Genomic DNA, 16537 nt, shown 5'->3' on the forward strand with positions numbered 1-16537 from the left:
GAGCCCCGGTCCCCTCGGGGCGCACACGACTTCGTGTACGTCCCACGCGCATCATGGCACGACTGGGCCCGTGATGTAGCTCCCGTCTTCGTCATACGGATATGCGTTCGAACGGCAGCCGTTCAGGCCCTTGATCTGCTGCTGCATCACCGGCGCGAGTTTGCCCGGACCCGGGCAGCTCATGTGCTGCCGGATGCCGATCTCGTGCCCGACCTCGTGGTTGATGATCAGGTGCCGGTACTCGGAGGGCGGCCCGGCGAAGGTCGGGGAGCCGAGCATCCAGCGCTTCAGGTTCACCACGACGCCCTGCGTGGTCTCGCAGTTCAGCTCGCCGTGCGTGTTGAGACCCTGTGCCAGGCACAGCCGGTCGGCGGTGTCCGGGGTGGCGATCCGGATGACGAAGTCGGCGTTCTCCGAGACCAGCTGGAACCGGCCTCGGCCGTGCGCGGCCCAGCCCTGCGGGTGGGCCAGGATCTCCTGGATCTCCTTCGCCGCCTCGCGCGCGGAGATGTCGATGCCGTCCTCGACCTGGACCCGGTAGCGGCGCAGCGTCCCGGAGCCGACCGCGTCGCCGGCGGCCTGGGCGGTGGTGAACGTGCCGGCGCCGGACTTCGGCACGGTCGTCTTCTTCGGCGAGGGCGAGGGCGACGGCTTGGGCTTCGGGGTGGGCGTCGGGCTCGGACTCGGGCGGGGGCTCGCGACCCGCTTCGGGGTGGGCGTCCGGGTCGGCTCCGGGGCCGCCGACGCCCCGGTCTCCCGCGCGTTCTTCCAGTACGCCAGCGCCGCGCCCCCCGCGAACGTCATGCCGATCAGCGCGACGGCGAGCAGCATCACCCGCGCCACGGGACGGCGTCTGTTCCGGGCCCGGCGACGCCCCTGAGCACGCCGGCGTCCCCGTGAACCGGCACCACGCTTGCCCACGACAGATTTCCCCCCTGCGCCGGCCTCGTGGGCCGGATGGTCAATTCGATGGTGCGTGCGATCGTACCGGCCGCCCCTGTCGCCCCCCGGCTCCCCGCGTGGCGCGCGGCGGGTCCCGCCGCGCGCCTCACCGGAGGTCGGTCGTCAGTTCAGCGTGTCGGCCGCGGTGGCCGAGGAGTCGCGCAGGAACGTCGAGCAGCGCTCGTACTCGTGCTGCTCGCCGATCGCCTGCGCGGCCCGCGCCAGCGCGTGCAGCGCCCGCAGGAAGCCGCGGTTCGGCTCGTGCTCCCACGGCACCGGGCCGTGGCCCTTCCAGCCGCTGCGGCGCAGCGCGTCGAGGCCGCGGTGGTAGCCGGTCCGGGCGTAGGCGTACGACTCGACGACGCGGCCGCCCTCGAACGCCTCGTCGGCGAGCTGCGCCCAGGCCAGCGAGGAGGTCGGGTACTTCGCGGCGACGTCCGCCGGAGCGGTGCCTGCGGCGAGCAGCTCGCGCGGCTCGGGCTCGTCGGGCAGGTGGGTGGGGGCGGGTCCCCCCAGCAGGTTCTCGTGGATGGCCATGAGGCCAAGTCTGCCTCAGGACCCCGCGGCGCCTCGGGCGACGCCCCTGTCACTCCTGCCTCAGGCCCCCGGGGGGCCTGCACCGCCCACGCCTCAGGACCCCGCGGCGTCCGGGGCGGGGCCCTGGTCGCCCGTGCCGCCGCGTGCGTCGCCCGGGTCCAGCGGGGGCGCGGTGACGCCGCAGTGGACCTTGCAGTCGGGGTGGCAGCCGGCAGGCTTCGGCTCGCGGATCGTCGCCCAGGCCAGCGCCGCGCCCGCCACCAGCAGCCCGGCGCACATCGGCATCGCGCGGCGGAAGGTCTCCCCGAACTCCTCGGCCGAGCGGTACGCCTCCGGCCCCATGCCGGCGAGCAGGGGCAGCGCGGCCACCGCGAGCAGGCCCGCCGCCCGCGCCGCCGCGTTGTTGATCCCGCTGGCCAGACCCGCCCGCGCGACGTCCACGGAGGACAGAACGGTCGCGGTGAGCGGCGCCACCAGGGTCGTCATGCCGAGCCCCAGCACCAGCATCGCGGGCAGCACGTCGAGTACGTACGAGGCGTCCTCGCCGACCCGCAGCATCAGCAGCATCCCCGCCGCGCACAGCAGCGGGCCGACGGTCAGCGGGATCCGCGGCCCGATCCGCTCGCCGAGCTCCCCGGCCCGCGCGGAGAGCAGCAGCATCAGCACGGTCGTCGGCAGCAGCGCGGTGCCCGCGCCGAGCGCGGAGTACCCGGAGACCACCTGGAGCTGGAGCGCCGCGAGGAAGAAGAAGCCGCCGAACGCCGCGTACACGCACAGGGTGACCAGGTTGACCGCGGTGAACAACCGCGAGGAGAAGATCGACAGCGGCAGCATCGGATGGGCGGTGCGCCGTTCGACGGCCACGAACGCGACCCCGACCACCACGCCGCTGATCCCCGCGGCCCAGCTCTCCCCGATGAACCCGTACGTGATCAGGGCCAGCGACGCCGCGCCGAGCAGCGCGCCCGGGATGTCGAACCGCCCGTGGTCCGCCTCCGAGTCCCTGGTCTCGGGGACGTGGCGCAGCGCGATCGGCACGCAGAGGGCGGCAAGCGGCACGTTCAGCAGGAACACCCAGCGCCAGCCGGGCCCGTCGACCAGCCATCCGCCCACGAACGGCCCGACCGCCGCGCCCACCCCGCCGAATCCGGACCACAGGCCGACCGCCCGCGCCCGGTCGTCGGGGTGGAAGCTCGCCTGGAGGATCGCGAGGGAGCCGGGGGTGAGCAGGGCACCGCCGACGCCCTGCAGGGCGCGGGCGGCGATCAGGACGCCCGCGTTCGGCGCGACCCCGCACAGCAGCGAGGCCAGGGCGAACCACACCACACCGATGAGGAACACCCGCCGGCGCCCGTACCGGTCGCCGAGCGCCCCGCCCAGCAGGATCAGCCCGGCGAGGGTGAGCATGTAGGCGTTGACGGTCCACTGGAGGGCCGCCATGTCGGTGCCGAGGTCCTCCCCGATGTGGGGCAGGGCGACGTTGACGACGGTGGAGTCGAGCAGCACCATCCCGGACCCGAGCACCGTCACGAAGACGACCCAGCGCCCGGCGCGGGACTTCAGCCGCATCTCCATACCGGCCATCCTCGCGTACGCCGACGGGCCCGGCACCAGGAAGGTGCCGGGCCCGTCGGCGTGTGGCAACGCGTCGTCACGTACGAGACGCGTCGTCACGTACGCGCGGAACGACTACTTCAGGCGGGTGCCCGTGGAGCGCAGCGCCGCGCAGGCCTCGACCACGCGCGCGGCCATGCTCGCCTCGGCCAGCTTGCCCCAGGTCCGCGGGTCGTAGGTCGACTTCTTGCCGACCTCGCCGTCGACCTTCAGGACGCCGTCGTAGTTCTTGAACATGTGGTCCGCGACCGGACGCGTGAAGGCGTACTGGGTGTCGGTGTCGATGTTCATCTTGACGACGCCGTTCTCCAGGGCGGTGGAGATCTCCTCCTGCGAGGAGCCGGAGCCACCGTGGAAGACGAAGTCGAACGGGGAGACCTTGCCGAACTTCTCGGCGACGCCCGCCTGCAGGTCCTTCAGCAGCTCGGGACGGAGCACGACGTTGCCCGGCTTGTAGACGCCGTGCACGTTGCCGAAGGAGGCGGCCAGCAGGTAGCGGCCCTTCTCGCCCAGGCCCAGGGCCTCGGCGGTACGGATCGCGTCGTCGACGGTGGTGTACAGCTCGTCGTTGATCTCGTGGGTGACGCCGTCCTCCTCGCCACCGGTCGGGGTGATCTCGACCTCGAGGATGATCTTGGCGGCGGCGGCCTTCGCGAGCAGCTCCTGGCCGATGGCCAGGTTGTCCGCGAGGGTCTCGGCGGAGCCGTCCCACATGTGCGACTGGAACAGCGGGTTGTCGCCGCGGGCGACGCGCTCGGCAGAGATGTCGAGCAGCGGACGGACGTAGCCGTCCAGCTTGTCCTTCGGGCAGTGGTCGGTGTGCAGAGCCACCGTGATGTCGTACTTCGCAGCGACGATGTGCGCGAACTCGGCCAGGGCGACGGCGCCGGTGACCATGTCCTTCTTGTGCTGGCCACCCAGGAACTCGGCGCCACCGGTCGAGATCTGGATGATGCCGTCGCTCTCGGCCTCCGCGAAACCGCGCAGCGCAGCGTGGAGCGTCTGGGACGAGGTGACATTGATGGCCGGGTAGGCGAACTTGCCTGCCTTCGCCCGGTCGAGCATCTCGTTGTAGACCTCGGGGGTTGCGATGGGCATTCGTCCGCTCCTTGTGATGTGCGGGGATGTGTGGTGCTTAGCCCTGACCTGGGGGCGACGTCATCGTCGGGGCCCATCTTTCCAGACTCTTGACCTCCCCTTACAGGTCAGGGCGGAGCGTTTCACGTGAAACACTCCGCCCTGACCGAAACCTGCAGGTCACACTCTTGATCAGCCGAGATCCAGCTCGTCGAGCGCGAAGGCGTACAGGTACGGCACGCCCGCCGTACCGCTGATCTTCTCGCCGGCGCCGGTGGCCCGGTCGACGATCGTGGCGACGGCCACGACCTCGGCGCCCGCGGCGCGCGCGGCCTCGACGGCCGTCAGGGGCGAACCGCCGGTGGTGGAGGTGTCCTCGACGACCAGGACCCGGCGGCCCTTGATGTCCGGACCCTCGACCTGGCGCTGCATGCCGTGCGCCTTGGCGGCCTTGCGGACCACGAAGGCGTCCAGGCGGCGGCCCCGGGAGGCGGCCGCGTGCAGCATCGACGTCGCGACCGGGTCGGCGCCCAGGGTGAGCCCGCCGACCGCGTCGAAGTCCAGGTCGGCGGTCAGGTCGAGCATGACCTGACCGACCAGCGGCGCGGCGGAACCGTCCAGCGTGATCCGGCGCAGGTCCACGTAGTAATCGGCTTCCAGACCCGAGGAGAGGGTCACCTTGCCGTGCACCACGGCCTTGTCCTTGATCTGCTGGAGCAGCTCAGCGCGTACGTCAGTCATGGTCATGAGCTTAAAGCCGCCGCCAGGCGATGGTCGCCGTGATCTCCAGCGGATCGATGAGGGTGACGAGGCGCGGGTGGGTGTTGAGGCCGTTCGGCGGACCGGACTGCGGCTCGACGCAGACCGCGGCCTCCTGCTCGTCGTAGATCACCACCCACTCGTCGCGGCTGGTGATCTTGACCTCGAACCGCTCCGGCCAGGTGAGGGTCACGTCGACGCCGCCGGGCATGCCGAAGCAGTCGTCCCACAGACCCGGAATGGGGTATCCCCTGCTCGAACGAAGTTGAGAGCTCGGGGAAGGGTCGATTCTGCGGCCGGTGGGCAGGTGGTCGTCGCCGCGCTCCTCCTGCCAGCCGGCCGTGAAGTCGATACGGACCGGGGCCGACGGGCCGTCGGGGCCGTCGAGGACGCGGTTGAACCAGGGGTGCCAGCCGGCCTGCGCCGGGAAGGACTCGCCCGCGGTCTCGACGCCCATCCGCAGGGTCAGCGTGTCCTCGGCGAGCTCGAAGGTCTGGGTGACCCGGCCCGCGTACGGCCAGGGCGCGACCAGGTCGTACGTGAACGCCGCAGTGCGCTCGTCGGCCTCGGCCCGCCGCCAGGCGCCGTCGCGGACGGTGCCGTGGATGGCGTGCGGCGGGGCGTTCAGCGGCAGCTGGTGCTTGTCGGCGCCGTCGCGGAACTCGCCGTTCGCCACCCGCCCGCACCATGGAGCCATCGGGAAACTGCCGTACCGCTCGCCCTGGCGCAGGAGTTCGGTGCCGCCGATGCGCAGGCCCGCGATGCGGCAGCCGTTGTCGGGGTCGATGGTCAACTCGGCGTCGCCCGCCGTCAGTCGCGTCTGCATGCTCACAGCCCCGACCTTAGGCGGTGTCAGCGACGGCGGCGCAGGGCACGTCCGACGACGACCGCCGAGGCGAGGGCGAGGGCCGCGGCGGGGGCGACCCATCGGAGTGTGGCCCCGGCCCGGGCGGTCTCCGGCGCGGGCACCGGGGCGTACCGGCCGCGCGGCGGCGCGTGGTCGACCTCCTCGGCACTGCGGCCGATCATGGTCCGCCGGGCGTGCGCGGCCTCGGCGGGAGGACCGACGAAGTCCGGCGCGGCGGTCTCGGCGTCGGGCTCGTCGCCGACGAGCGGTTCGAGGGGCTCGAGGGGCTCGACGGACGGCGGAGGTACGGGCAGGTCGTGGCCGGCCGCGGGCGGCGCACCGGCCTCCGCGTCCCCGGACTCCTCAGCGGCGTCCGCCCCCTCGTCGTCGGCCTCGGCCTGACGCGCCGCAGCCTCCTCCGCCCGCTCCGCCTCGGCGCCCAGGGCCGCCGCGAACCGGTCGAGCAGGCGCCGGGCCGCCGCGTCGACGGTGTCGGCCGGCAGCTCCACGAGTCGGCCCTCCGCCCCGGCCGTCCCGCTGAACGCGAGCGTGGCGCCTTCCTCCGTCGGGGTGAGCCGGAGCGTCAGCGCGAGCTTCACCGAGCCCGAACCGCGCGCCTCCGTACCCTCGCCCTCGACCGTCCAGGCGTCGCCGCGCCCGGCGAGCCGCAGCGCGCCGCGGTACGTGATGGTGTGGCCGCCCACCCGGATCCTCAGCCGGCCGGCCAACGGACCGGCGTCCGCGTCGGCGTCCTGCTGGAGCCCGGGCACGCAGCGCGCCACCCGGGCGGGGTCCGCCAGCGTCCCGCGCAGCAGTTCGGTCGTGACCGGAACGAACACCTCATGCTCCATGGAAGCCGAGCCTACTCAGACCGCCCGCCGCCGTCTTCGCTTTGCGCGCCGCGTCCGTCGCGCCCCTCCCTCCCCTCCGTCGTCTCCCGGCGGTCATCCGCCGTACCGCGGATGCACCAGCGTGGACGGCGGCAGCGGGCGCGGGCCCCGGGTGCGCTCGACGCGGCGGGCGCCGGACGCCAGCGCCCGCGCGGTCAGGGACTGCAGGTGCGGCGCCTCGGACGGGAGAGCCAGGGCAGGCGGCCGAGCGGCGGCCGAGGCCAGCACGAAGCCCCAGTCGTGCGGCGCCTCGCCCCGCCCGCCGGAGGCACGTTCGCCGGAGGCACGGCCGCCGGCCCGGGAGCCCGTGCCGAACGCGCCGTACGCACGGGTGGCGAGGCCCGCCGAGCGGAGCGTCGCCTCGACGGTCCAGTACGGCCCGGGGCGCGCCGTCGCCGAGCCCGCGTGCACCGCCATCCGCCCGCCCGGTGCGAGGACACGGGCGGCGAGCCCGTAGAACTCCTCCGAGTACAGCTTCGTGCTCGCGGTGATCCCGGGGTCGGGCAGGTCCGAGACGACGACGTCGTACCGTCCGGCGGCCCGCGCGGCCTCGGCGCGCAGCCGGCGGAACGCGTCCGCGTACACCACCCGCACCCGCGGGTCGGCGTACGCCTCGCCGTTGAGCGCGGTGAGTTCGGGAGAGGTCCGGGCGAGCCGGACGACGCCGGGGTCGAGTTCGACGACGGTCACCGAGGTGACGTCGGGGTAGCGCAGCACCTCGCGGGCGGCGAGTCCGTCGCCACCGCCGAGGATCAGGACGCGGGACCGCGGCCCGTTCATCGCCGGGTGGACGAGCGCCTCGGGGTACAGGTGCGCGTCGCCGCCGCCCGTACGGAAGGTGCCGTTCATGAACAGCGCGGCCGGGCCGCCCCGTTCACCGGTGACCACGACCTCCTGGAGGTCGGTCCGTGCGGCGACACGCACGCTGTCCCCGTACACGGCCTGCCGCGCGGCCCGTTCGAAGTCGTCGACGAGGACCGTCGCGGTGGCCAGGACGGCCAGCACGCCCACGTTCACGGCGAGCAGCATCGCGCGTGTGCGGGACGTGAGGTCGTGCCGGAAGAGCCAGAGCACCAGCGCGCCGCCGGCCACCGCGTTCACGGCGCCCGTCACCAGCGCGCCGGTGAGCTGGCCGAGCCAGGGCAGCAGCAGGAACGGGAAGGCGAGTCCGCCGACCAGCGCGCCCACGTAGTCGGCGGCGAACAGGTCCGCGACCGTGCCGGCGGCGTCGTCCGTCCCGTCGGCGGACCGCCGACGGGACCCGCGCCCCCGGCCGCCCGGGCCCGTCGGACCGCCCGCACCCGCCCGGCCGCCCGCACCCGCCTTGTACGCCCGGCCGCCCTCCCCGGACCCGTACGACGTCTCGGCGCGCTGGATCAGCGCCATGAGCAGCGGGATCTCCGCACCGATCAGCACGCCGATGGCCAGCGAGAACGCCACCAGCACGTAACGGGCCTCGCCGAGCCAGGCGAAGGCCGCGTACAGCACGAGCGCCGAGCAGCCGCCGATGAGCGCGAGCCCCGCCTCGACCAGGCCGAAGCCGACGGCCGCGCGGCAGCGCAGCCGCTTGGCGAGCAGCGACCCGACCCCCATCGCGAAGACCATGACGGACAGCACGACGGACGCCTGGGTGACCGAGTCGCCGATCAAGTAGGAGGCGAGGGCGACGAGTTCGAGCTCGTAGACGAGTCCGCAGGCGGCGCAGACGAAGACGACCGCGAGAACCCGGTACCGCACCTCCCGCGGCCGCACCGGCGACGGGCGCGGGTGCCGCCGCTCCACGAGCTCGGGCAGCCGCGCCGCGGGTTTGGGCGACAGGGACACGGGCGGGTCGATCATGTTCGTAACGCTACGTCACACATGCGGAGCAAATTGTCACCCACAAGAGTGCAATGGCCGAGTTCGCCGCACGGCGCGGCAAAGAGCTCGCACCGCGCGTCGGAGAGCTCTCACGGCGCATCAAGCGCTCGCACGGCGCGTCTAGAGCTCGCACGGCGCGGCTCGCGGACTCAGGACGCGGCAGGCGTCCGGGCGCCGATCCGCGTCCGGGTCACCACCAACTGTCCTTCCTGCGGGTACGCGTGCCAGGTGCGCCAGCGCACCTGGCCCTCGTGCCGCTGCGCCAGCATCGCGGTGAACGCGTGCGGCGAGCCCGGAAACGTTCCGGCGAGGCCGTTGGGGTGGTCGGCGACGAGGGCGAGCAGCTCCTGCGCGCGGCCCGCGAACGAGCCCTGGGAGAGGGTCTCGACGCGCGCCGCGAACTCGTACTCCCACCCGCCCACCCGCTTGGACACGCCCAGCGGCAGCGGAGTGCTGCTGCCGGGCATGCAGGCGACGGTCTCGGAGCAGCTACGGCTCTCCTCCTCGAGGAGCACCTGGTGGGAGGCGCCCAGAAGGCGCAACTGGAGCTTGGCTCCGGTCAGTTCGAGATCGAGCACGGCGAGGGCGGGCAGCGGCTCGCGCCCCAGGGCCCAGGCCAGGTCGGCCGCGCGTGTATCGGTGTAGGAGGTCTTCAGGGTCGTGAGCATGGGTCGGCTCCGCAAACACGGTTTGACGGGTGGGCCGGGGGCGCCCCGGAGAAGGGTTCTACGGGAGTGGGGGATCGCCGTCTCGGGTCCACACACGGTCCGAGGGCTGGATGTTCTCAACAGCGAGGGAATCATGAAGTACTAGGACGGCACAGCGTTTTTACCCAACTTGGCGTGGTTTCCATCCCCTCGGGGGCCCCACGGTTCAACTGTTCAATCGGATTCGATCGTCAGGTCCCACAAGAAGGCTCACCCGGCGCACCGGGCCACACAGGGCCCGGACAACAGGAAGGTGCCCGGCGGCCGTTGGCCGCACCGGGCACCTTCACGACGAGCGGACCGACTGCCCCGTGTCAGTCGCCTCCGCCGCCGCCCCCGCATCCGCCGCCCCCGCAGGACGACGAGCCGCACGAGCTTCCGCCCCCGCATCCGCCGCTGCCGCCGCCGCTGTCCCACCAACTGCGACGCCGGCCGCCCCTCCGTCGCCCGCCGCGGGCCGAGGACATGACGCCCACGACCACGAGCAGCAGGACGATCGCGATCACCAGACCTTCCATGACGGTCACCCCCGTTCTGTGCGTGTCAGGGGGATGCCCCCGCCCACCCGGGCCGCAACGCGACTTGAGCAACTCCAGAGCTTCAGCTGCACGAGGAGCCCGACGAACAGGAGGAGCAGGAGGAGGACGAACAGGACGAACTCGAGCACGACGACGTCGACGAGCACGTGGACGACGACGTCGACGAGCACGTGGACGACGACGAGGACGAGCCGGAGGACGAGGAAGAGGACGAGGAGGAGGACGACGCCCACCAGCTCCCGTCGGAGCGCGAGCCCGCGCTGTACGCGGTGTCCTTCAGGTGGAAGGCCACCACCGACACGACGATGGCGAGGACGATCACGATCCCGATCACGAAGAGGGCTACCGCTGTCATACGGCGGTGATCCCCTCGCCGCGCGCATGCCAAAGCGCACTTGAGGAAGGCCAGAGCTTCGGCCCAGGATGGCCGTCATGACACGACCGCTGCTCAACCGCCGCCTCGCGGAGTTCGGCACGACGATCTTCGCCGAGATGTCCGCGCTGGCCGCCCGGACCGGGTCGATCAACCTCGGGCAGGGCTTCCCCGACACCGACGGCCCGGAGGAGATCCGCGAGGCCGCCGTGCGCGCCCTGCGCGACGGCCGGGGCAACCAGTACCCGCCGGGCCCCGGCGTCCCCGAGCTGCGCACCGCCGTCGCCGAGCACCAGCTGAAACGGTACGGACTCGCGTACGACCCGGACACCGAGGTCCTGATCACCGCGGGCGCCACCGAGGCGATCGCCGCGTCACTGCTCGCGCTGCTCGAACCGGGCGACGAGGTGATCGCCCTGGAGCCGTACTACGACTCGTACGCCGCCTGCATCGCGATGGCCGGCGCGACCCGGGTCCCGGTCACCCTCCGCCCGCACGAGGGCGCCTACGTCCTGGACCTCGACGAACTGCGGGCCGCGGTCACCGACCGGACCCGGCTGATCCTGCTCAACACCCCGCACAACCCCACCGGCACGGTCCTCACCCGCACCGAGCTGACCGCGATCGCCGAGCTGGCGGTGGCCCGCGACCTGCTGGTGGTCACCGACGAGGTGTACGAGCACCTGGTCTTCGACGACGCCGCGCACCTGCCGATCGCGAGCCTGCCCGGGATGCGCGAGCGGACGGTCACGATCGGCTCGGCGGGCAAGACGTTCTCGTTCACCGGCTGGAAGGTCGGCTGGATCACCGCCACGCCGGAGCTGACGAGCGCGGTCCGCTCGGCGAAGCAGTTCCTCACGTACGTGTCGTCCGGGCCGTTCCAGTACGCGGTCGCCGAGGCGCTGCGGCTGCCGGAGACGTACTTCGACGCACTGCGGGCCGATCTGCGGGCCAAGCGGGACCTGCTCAGCGACGGCCTGGAGCGGGCGGGCTTCGCGGTGTACCGCCCGGCCGGCACGTACTTCGTGACGACCGACATCCGGCCCCTGGGCGAGACGGACGGCTTCGCCTTCTGCCGGTCGCTGCCGGAGCGCTGCGGCGTCGTCGCGATCCCGAACGCGGTGTTCTACGACCACCGGGAGGAGGGCGCGCCGTTCGTGCGGTTCGCGTTCTGCAAGAGGTCCGATGTTCTCGAACAGGCGGTGAGCCGACTCCAGGGGCTGTAGCGGGCGTTCCCGGCGCGCCCCCTCCGTGCCGCGCCGATCGTCGGGTAGACCGATTTGTCGGACAGATCCGGTTCAGTTCGTCGGATCGACCCGGCTCATCGGTTCCCGTGCGCACGGAGGTGCACCCTGTCCGCCGAGACCCTCGATCGCGCGGCCCCGTCGACCACCGGTGGCGTCGCCGTCCGGAACCCGGCGCGGTGGCGGGCGTCCCTGCACCGGGCGGCGCCCGCGCTCGGACTGTTCGCCGCGGCCCGGCTCACCGGGATGCTGGTCCTCGCCCTCTGGGCCTGGCACGTCGGCCGGTCGCCGCGGGCGCTGCTCGCGACGTCCTGGGACTCCGACTGGTACACCCGGATCGCCGCCCACGGCTACGGCCGGACGCTGTACTGGCCCGACGGCGCCGTCCAGTCAGACCTGGCGTTCTTCCCGCTCTACCCCGGGCTGGTCCGGGGCGTCTCCGCCGTCCTGCCGGTGGCCGGCGGCACGGCCGGGCTGCTCGTGTCCTGGACGGCGGCCGGGGCGGCGGCCTGGGGCGTCTACCTGGTCGGCGAGCGGCTGCAGGGGCGGACGACGGCGACCTGGCTGGTCGTGCTGTGGGGGCTGCTGCCGCACTCGATCGTGCTGTCGATGGCATACACGGAGCCGGTGATGACGGCCCTCGCCGCCTGGTCGCTGTACGCGCTGCTCACCCGGCGCTGGCTGTGGGCGGGCGCGCTCGCGGCGCTCGCCGGGCTGTCCCGGCCGAGCGGGATCGCGGTCGCGGCGGCGGTGCTCGCGGCGGCCGGCTGGGAACTGTGGCGGCGGCGCGGCCGGGCGGCGGGCCGGCTGTGGGCCGCGGCGGCGCTCGCGCCGTCGGGCTGGCTGGCGTACGTGGTGTGGGTGGGCGTGCGGCGGGGCGATCCGCTCGGCGGGTACTTCGCCGTCCAGGACGGCTGGACGTCCCGCTTCGACTTCGGGGCCGGCGCGCTGCGCTTCGTACGGGACATGCTGACCCGGCCGACCCAGTTCGGCTTCGCGATGGCGCTGGTGATCACGGCGGCCGGGGTGCTGCTGTTCGCGCTGCTCGCGCTGGCGGACCGGGCGCACCGGCCGCCGCTGCCGGTACTGGTCTACACGGGGGTGCTGGTGCTCATCACGGTCGGCGGTTCGGGCTTCTTCGAGTCGAAGCCGCGCTTCCTGCTGCCGGCGTTCCCGCTGCTGCTGCCGCTCGCTTGCGCGTTGACGAAAGCCCGGCCGAGGGCCGCGGTCGCGGTGACCGCAGCCCTGGCCGGGCTGTCGTTCTGCTACGGGGTGTACGCGCTGACGCTGGCCCCGATGGCGTTGTGAGGCCTCACTCGGACTCGGTGCCGGCGTCGCCGGACTCCTTGTCCTCCGGGCTCTCCAGGCCGAACTGCTCCACGAGCCACTTGTCGAACTCGATGGACGCGCGGACCCAGCTGACCGTGGAGGACACGAAGTGCTCCAGGGCGACGCCGGTGCCGATCAGCATCTGCGCCTCACCGATGAGACGGAGGGTGGCGGAGCCGTCCTCCTCCTCGTGCAGGTGCGTGTAGACCTTCGGCCACAGGGTGCGGCGGTTCCAGTCGTCGATCGCGTCGAGGACCTTGGCGCGGTCGTCGGCGGAGTGCGGACGGTCGTAGAAGGTCCGCACGGAGAAGACCTTCTGCTCGTCGTCGCCGCGGAACATGAAGTACGTGCGGAAGTCCTCCCACGGCGCCGCGAGGTCACCCTCGTCGTCGACGACGTACTTCAGCTCCATCTGGTCGAGGAGCTGCTTGACCAGGTCCTGGTCGGGGACGACGGGGCCCGCCGGTCCTGAGGCCTGAGGCTGGGGCTGGCCCCCGAAATTCGGAATCGAGGACGGGTCGATGCTCACCGTGGATTTCCCTTCGTACGGATGTTGTCATCCTCTCCCATGCGGGGCGGGGGGTGGCAACCCCACAGGGCCGTAACGGGTCCCGTATCCGCTGCGGGCTGACATGATCTCGTGCTCATGGGGGATCTCACGGGGAACGCGACGAACGCCGCGCCGAGGCGCGGGCGCCGATGGCTGTGGATCTCGCTCGGCCTGATGACCGTCCTGTGCGGTCTGCCGGTCGCCTTCGTCGTCTGGAGCGTGTCGTTCTGGGACTCTGCCGCCGAGCCGGAACCCGTCGACTGCGCGGAGACCATGGCGTGGGCCGGAGCGACCCTCCCGAGGAGCGCCGAGGGCGCCCGCTGCACGCGGACCAGCTGGCTGGACGTGCAGGAGACCGCCGAGTTCCGGATGCCCCGCGACGAGGTCGAGGGCTGGCTGGCCGGCACCTGGCCGGCCGGCGAGCGGCGCACGTACTGCGGGGCCGACGTGTGCCTGGACGTGCAGGAGCCGGCCACGGTGCCGGACCCGCCGGCGGCGGTGAGCGTGTCGGTGCGGTGGAAGGACGGGAACACGGCCCTCGTACGCGTCATGCCGTTCACGGTCTGACGCGTACGAGGCGGGACGGTCACCCGGCCACGCGGAGGAGGCCGGAAAGCGGAGGCCCGAACCGCGCGGCCCCTACTGCGCCGCGCCCACGATCAACCCCTCCTCGAAGCGGTCCACCCGGACCGTGTCGCCGTCGCGTACCTCGCCGGCGAGGATCTCCTTCGCCAGGCGGTCGCCGATGGCCGTCTGGATGAGGCGGCGCAGCGGGCGGGCGCCGTACGCGGGGTCGTTGCCCTCGTCGGCCAGCCACTCCAGGGCCGCCGGGGTGACGTCCAGGGTGAGCCGGCGTTCGGCGAGGCGCTTGGCGAGGCGGTCGATCTGGAGCTGCGCGATGCGGCCCAGCTCGGCCTTGTCCAGCGCGGAGAAGACCACCAGGTCGTCCAGGCGGTTGAGGAACTCGGGCTTGAAGCTCGTCCGCACCACCTCCAGGACCTGCTGCTTCTTCTCCTCGTCGCTCGTCATCGGCTCCACCAGGAACTGGCTGCCCAGGTTCGAGGTGAGGATCAGGATCGTGTTGCGGAAGTCGACCGTGCGGCCCTGGCCGTCGGTGAGCCGGCCGTCGTCGAGGACCTGGAGCAGGATGTCGAAGACCTCCGGATGCGCCTTCTCCACCTCGTCGAGCAGCACCACGCTGTACGGGCGGCGGCGCACCGCCTCCGTCAGCTGGCCGCCCTCCTCGTAGCCGACGTAGCCGGGGGGCGCCCCGACGAGCCGGGCGACGGAGTGCTTCTCGGAGTACTCGGACATGTCGATGCGGACCATGGCCCGCTCGTCGTCGAAGAGGAAGTCCGCGAGCGCCTTCGCCAGCTCGGTCTTGCCGACGCCGGTCGGGCCGAGGAACAGGAACGAGCCGGTCGGACGGTCGGGGTCGGCGATCCCGGCGCGGGTGCGGCGCACCGCGTCGGAGACGGCTCGCACCGCCTCGGTCTGGCCGATCAGCCGCCGCCCCAGCTCGTCCTCCATGCGCAGCAGCTTCTGCGTCTCGCCCTCCAGGAGGCGCCCGGCGGGGATGCCGGTCCAGGCGCCGACGACGTCGGCGATGTCGTCCGGGCCGACCTCCTCCTTGACCATCGTGTTCTTCGACGCCTCCTGCTGCGCCTCGGCCTCGCTCGCCTCCGCCAGCTCCCGCTCCAGCGCCGGGATCTCCCCGTACAGCAGCTTGGACGCGGTGTCGAAGTCGCCGTCGCGCTGCGCCCGCTCGGCGCGGCCGCGCGCCTCGTCGAGCCGCTCCTTCAGCTCACCGACCCGGTTGAGGGACTGCTTCTCCTTCTCCCAGCGGGCGGTCAGGCCGCGCAGCTCCTCCTCTCGGTCGGCGAGGTCGCGGCGCAGCTTCTCCAGTCGCTGCTTGCTCGCGTCGTCCGTCTCGTTCTTCAGGGCCAGCTCCTCCATGCGGAGCCGGTCGACGGAGCGCTGCAGCTCGTCGATCTCGACCGGGGAGGAGTCGATCTCCATCCGGAGCCGGGAGGCCGCCTCGTCCACGAGGTCGATCGCCTTGTCCGGCAGGAAGCGGGAGGTGATGTACCGGTCGGAGAGCGTGGCCGCGGCGACCAGTGCGGAGTCGTTGATCTGGACCTTGTGGTGGGCCTCGTACCGGCCCTTGAGGCCGCGCAGGATCGCGATGGTGTCCTCGACCGTCGGCTCGGCGACCAGCACCTGCTGGAAGCGGCGCTCCAGGGCCGGGTCCTTCTCGATCCGCTCGCGGTACTCGTCGAGCGTCGTCGCGCCGACCATCCGCAGCTCGCCGCGGGCCAGCATCGGCTTGAGCATGTTGCCCGCGTCCATCGCGGAGTCGCCGCCGGCGCCCGCGCCGACGACGGTGTGCAGCTCGTCGATGAAGGTGATGATCTGCCCGTCGCTGGCCTTGATCTCGGCGAGGACGGTCTTCAGCCGCTCCTCGAACTCGCCGCGGTACTTCGCGCCGGCGACCATCGCGCCGAGGTCGAGTGAGACGAGGCGCTTGTTCTTCAGCGACTCGGGGACGTCGCCCTTCACGATCCGCTGGGCGAGCCCCTCGACGACGGCGGTCTTGCCGACGCCCGGCTCGCCGATCAGGACCGGGTTGTTCTTGGTGCGCCGGGACAGCACCTGTACGACCCGGCGGATCTCGTGGTCGCGGCCGATGACCGGGTCGAGCCGGCCCTCGCGCGCGGCCGCGGTGAAGTCCGTGCCGAACTTCTCCAGTGCCTTGTACTGACCCTCCGGGTCGGGTGTGGTCACCCGGCGCCCTCCCCTGCTCTCCTCGAACGCGTCCTGCAGTCTCTTCGCGGTGGCCCCCTGCTGGTCCAGGACCGCGCCCGCGTGCCCGCCCTTCGCCGCGATGCCGATGAGCAGATGCTCGGTCGACAGGTACTCGTCGCCCAGCTTCTTGGCGCGCTCGGCGGCGTCGGCGATCACGGCGAGCAGCTCGCGGCCCGGCTGCGGCGGCGCGACGGTGGAGCCGGTGACGCTGGGCAGGGCGGCGAGCAGCCGCTCCGCACCGGAGCGTACGGCGGCCTGGTCGGCCTCGACGCCGGCCAGCAGGTCGACGATGTTCTCGTTGTCCTGACCGGCGAGCAGCGCGAGGAGCAGGTGCGCGGGGGTCAGGTCGGCGTGCCCCTCGGACACGGCGCGGCTGCTCGCCGCGTTCAGCGCGTCACGGCTCTTGTTGGTCAGTTCTGCGTCCACGTGCGGTGTCTCCTCCTCGGCGTCGGCTGCCGGCGTCC

At 72.6% G+C, this 16537-nt stretch carries 16 protein-coding genes; 5 read left to right on the plus strand and 11 right to left on the minus strand.

Going from position 1 to position 16537, the window contains the following annotated elements:
* Positions 1-51: 51 nt before the first annotated feature.
* A complete protein-coding gene (locus R2D22_RS17305; RefSeq protein WP_411977036.1) occupies positions 52-618 on the minus strand; it encodes a DUF3152 domain-containing protein in 567 nt (188 codons plus the stop codon).
* Between R2D22_RS17305 and R2D22_RS36125 the strand changes: the two genes are divergently transcribed.
* Positions 596-880 (plus strand): hypothetical protein, encoded by a 285-nt coding sequence (locus R2D22_RS36125; protein WP_411977037.1) that lies wholly within the window; start codon positions 596-598, stop codon positions 878-880. The genes R2D22_RS17305 and R2D22_RS36125 overlap by 23 nt on opposite strands.
* A 185-nt stretch (positions 881-1065) precedes the next feature.
* Here R2D22_RS36125 and R2D22_RS17310 read toward each other — a convergent pair whose 3' ends face one another.
* The 8 genes from R2D22_RS17310 to R2D22_RS17345 all read right to left on the minus strand — a co-directional run bounded on the left by R2D22_RS17310 (position 1066) and on the right by R2D22_RS17345 (position 9194).
* A complete protein-coding gene (locus R2D22_RS17310; RefSeq protein WP_318104563.1) occupies positions 1066-1479 on the minus strand; it encodes a DUF3151 domain-containing protein in 414 nt (137 codons plus the stop codon).
* 93 nt (positions 1480-1572) lie between these two features.
* Positions 1573-3054: an MFS transporter gene (locus tag R2D22_RS17315; RefSeq protein WP_318109827.1), complete on the minus strand. Its 1482-nt coding sequence runs from the start codon at positions 3052-3054 to the stop codon at positions 1573-1575.
* A gap of 114 nt (positions 3055-3168) precedes the next feature.
* Positions 3169-4191 carry a class II fructose-bisphosphate aldolase gene (fbaA, locus tag R2D22_RS17320; protein ID WP_318104565.1) on the minus strand — a complete coding sequence of 341 codons (1023 nt, stop codon included), beginning with the start codon at positions 4189-4191 and terminating at the stop codon, positions 3169-3171.
* A gap of 171 nt (positions 4192-4362) precedes the next feature.
* Positions 4363-4911, minus strand: coding sequence for an orotate phosphoribosyltransferase (pyrE, locus tag R2D22_RS17325; protein WP_318104566.1), 549 nt, complete (start codon positions 4909-4911; stop codon positions 4363-4365).
* A gap of 10 nt (positions 4912-4921) precedes the next feature.
* Positions 4922-5755, minus strand: a complete 834-nt coding sequence (locus tag R2D22_RS17330; RefSeq protein ID WP_318109829.1) for an aldose epimerase family protein — start codon at positions 5753-5755, stop codon at positions 4922-4924.
* 26 nt (positions 5756-5781) lie between these two features.
* On the minus strand, positions 5782-6627 hold the full coding sequence (locus R2D22_RS17335) for an SRPBCC domain-containing protein (RefSeq protein WP_318104568.1): 846 nt from the start codon (positions 6625-6627) through the stop codon (positions 5782-5784).
* A 93-nt stretch (positions 6628-6720) separates the two neighbouring features.
* Positions 6721-8505, minus strand: coding sequence for a spermidine synthase (locus R2D22_RS17340; protein ID WP_318104570.1), 1785 nt, complete (start codon positions 8503-8505; stop codon positions 6721-6723).
* 170 nt (positions 8506-8675) lie between these two features.
* Positions 8676-9194, minus strand: a complete 519-nt coding sequence (locus R2D22_RS17345) for a DUF2617 family protein (protein ID WP_318104572.1) — start codon at positions 9192-9194, stop codon at positions 8676-8678.
* A gap of 724 nt (positions 9195-9918) precedes the next feature.
* Between R2D22_RS17345 and R2D22_RS17350 the strand changes: the two genes are divergently transcribed.
* The 3 genes from R2D22_RS17350 to R2D22_RS17360 all read left to right on the plus strand — a co-directional run bounded on the left by R2D22_RS17350 (position 9919) and on the right by R2D22_RS17360 (position 12697).
* Complete coding sequence (locus R2D22_RS17350; RefSeq protein ID WP_318104574.1) at positions 9919-10137, plus strand: hypothetical protein; 219 nt, start codon at positions 9919-9921, stop codon at positions 10135-10137.
* A 58-nt stretch (positions 10138-10195) separates the two neighbouring features.
* Positions 10196-11371 carry a pyridoxal phosphate-dependent aminotransferase gene (locus R2D22_RS17355; protein WP_411977038.1) on the plus strand — a complete coding sequence of 392 codons (1176 nt, stop codon included), beginning with the start codon at positions 10196-10198 and terminating at the stop codon, positions 11369-11371.
* A 126-nt stretch (positions 11372-11497) separates the two neighbouring features.
* Positions 11498-12697, plus strand: a complete 1200-nt coding sequence (locus R2D22_RS17360) for a hypothetical protein (protein ID WP_411977144.1) — start codon at positions 11498-11500, stop codon at positions 12695-12697.
* 4 nt (positions 12698-12701) lie between these two features.
* Here R2D22_RS17360 and R2D22_RS17365 read toward each other — a convergent pair whose 3' ends face one another.
* On the minus strand, positions 12702-13247 hold the full coding sequence (locus tag R2D22_RS17365) for a type III secretion system chaperone family protein (RefSeq protein ID WP_318104580.1): 546 nt from the start codon (positions 13245-13247) through the stop codon (positions 12702-12704).
* A 117-nt stretch (positions 13248-13364) separates the two neighbouring features.
* On the opposite strand from R2D22_RS17365, the gene R2D22_RS17370 reads away from it, so the two are divergent.
* Complete coding sequence (locus tag R2D22_RS17370) at positions 13365-13835, plus strand: hypothetical protein (RefSeq protein ID WP_318104582.1); 471 nt, start codon at positions 13365-13367, stop codon at positions 13833-13835.
* A 72-nt stretch (positions 13836-13907) separates the two neighbouring features.
* On the opposite strand, the gene clpB is transcribed toward R2D22_RS17370, so the two are convergent.
* A complete protein-coding gene (clpB, locus tag R2D22_RS17375) occupies positions 13908-16499 on the minus strand; it encodes an ATP-dependent chaperone ClpB (RefSeq protein ID WP_318104583.1) in 2592 nt (863 codons plus the stop codon).
* Positions 16500-16537: the final 38 nt, after the last annotated feature.

This window comes from Streptomyces sp. HUAS YS2, assembly GCF_033343995.1.
Taxonomy (GTDB): Bacteria; Actinomycetota; Actinomycetes; order Streptomycetales; family Streptomycetaceae; genus Streptomyces; species Streptomyces solicathayae.

Coding starts and splice junctions, on each gene's coding strand:
- R2D22_RS17315 (WP_318109827.1), bottom strand. CDS start 3,054: ATGGAGATGCGGCTGAAGTCCCGCGCCGGGCGCTGGGTCGTCTTCGTG.
- pyrE (WP_318104566.1), bottom strand. CDS start 4,911: ATGACTGACGTACGCGCTGAGCTGCTCCAGCAGATCAAGGACAAGGCC.
- R2D22_RS17310 (WP_318104563.1), bottom strand. CDS start 1,479: ATGGCCATCCACGAGAACCTGCTGGGGGGACCCGCCCCCACCCACCTG.
- R2D22_RS17355 (WP_411977038.1), top strand. CDS start 10,196: ATGGCCGTCATGACACGACCGCTGCTCAACCGCCGCCTCGCGGAGTTC.
- R2D22_RS17370 (WP_318104582.1), top strand. CDS start 13,365: ATGGGGGATCTCACGGGGAACGCGACGAACGCCGCGCCGAGGCGCGGG.
- R2D22_RS17345 (WP_318104572.1), bottom strand. CDS start 9,194: ATGCTCACGACCCTGAAGACCTCCTACACCGATACACGCGCGGCCGAC.
- fbaA (WP_318104565.1), bottom strand. CDS start 4,191: ATGCCCATCGCAACCCCCGAGGTCTACAACGAGATGCTCGACCGGGCG.
- R2D22_RS17340 (WP_318104570.1), bottom strand. CDS start 8,505: ATGATCGACCCGCCCGTGTCCCTGTCGCCCAAACCCGCGGCGCGGCTG.
- R2D22_RS17330 (WP_318109829.1), bottom strand. CDS start 5,755: ATGCAGACGCGACTGACGGCGGGCGACGCCGAGTTGACCATCGACCCC.
- R2D22_RS17335 (WP_318104568.1), bottom strand. CDS start 6,627: ATGGAGCATGAGGTGTTCGTTCCGGTCACGACCGAACTGCTGCGCGGG.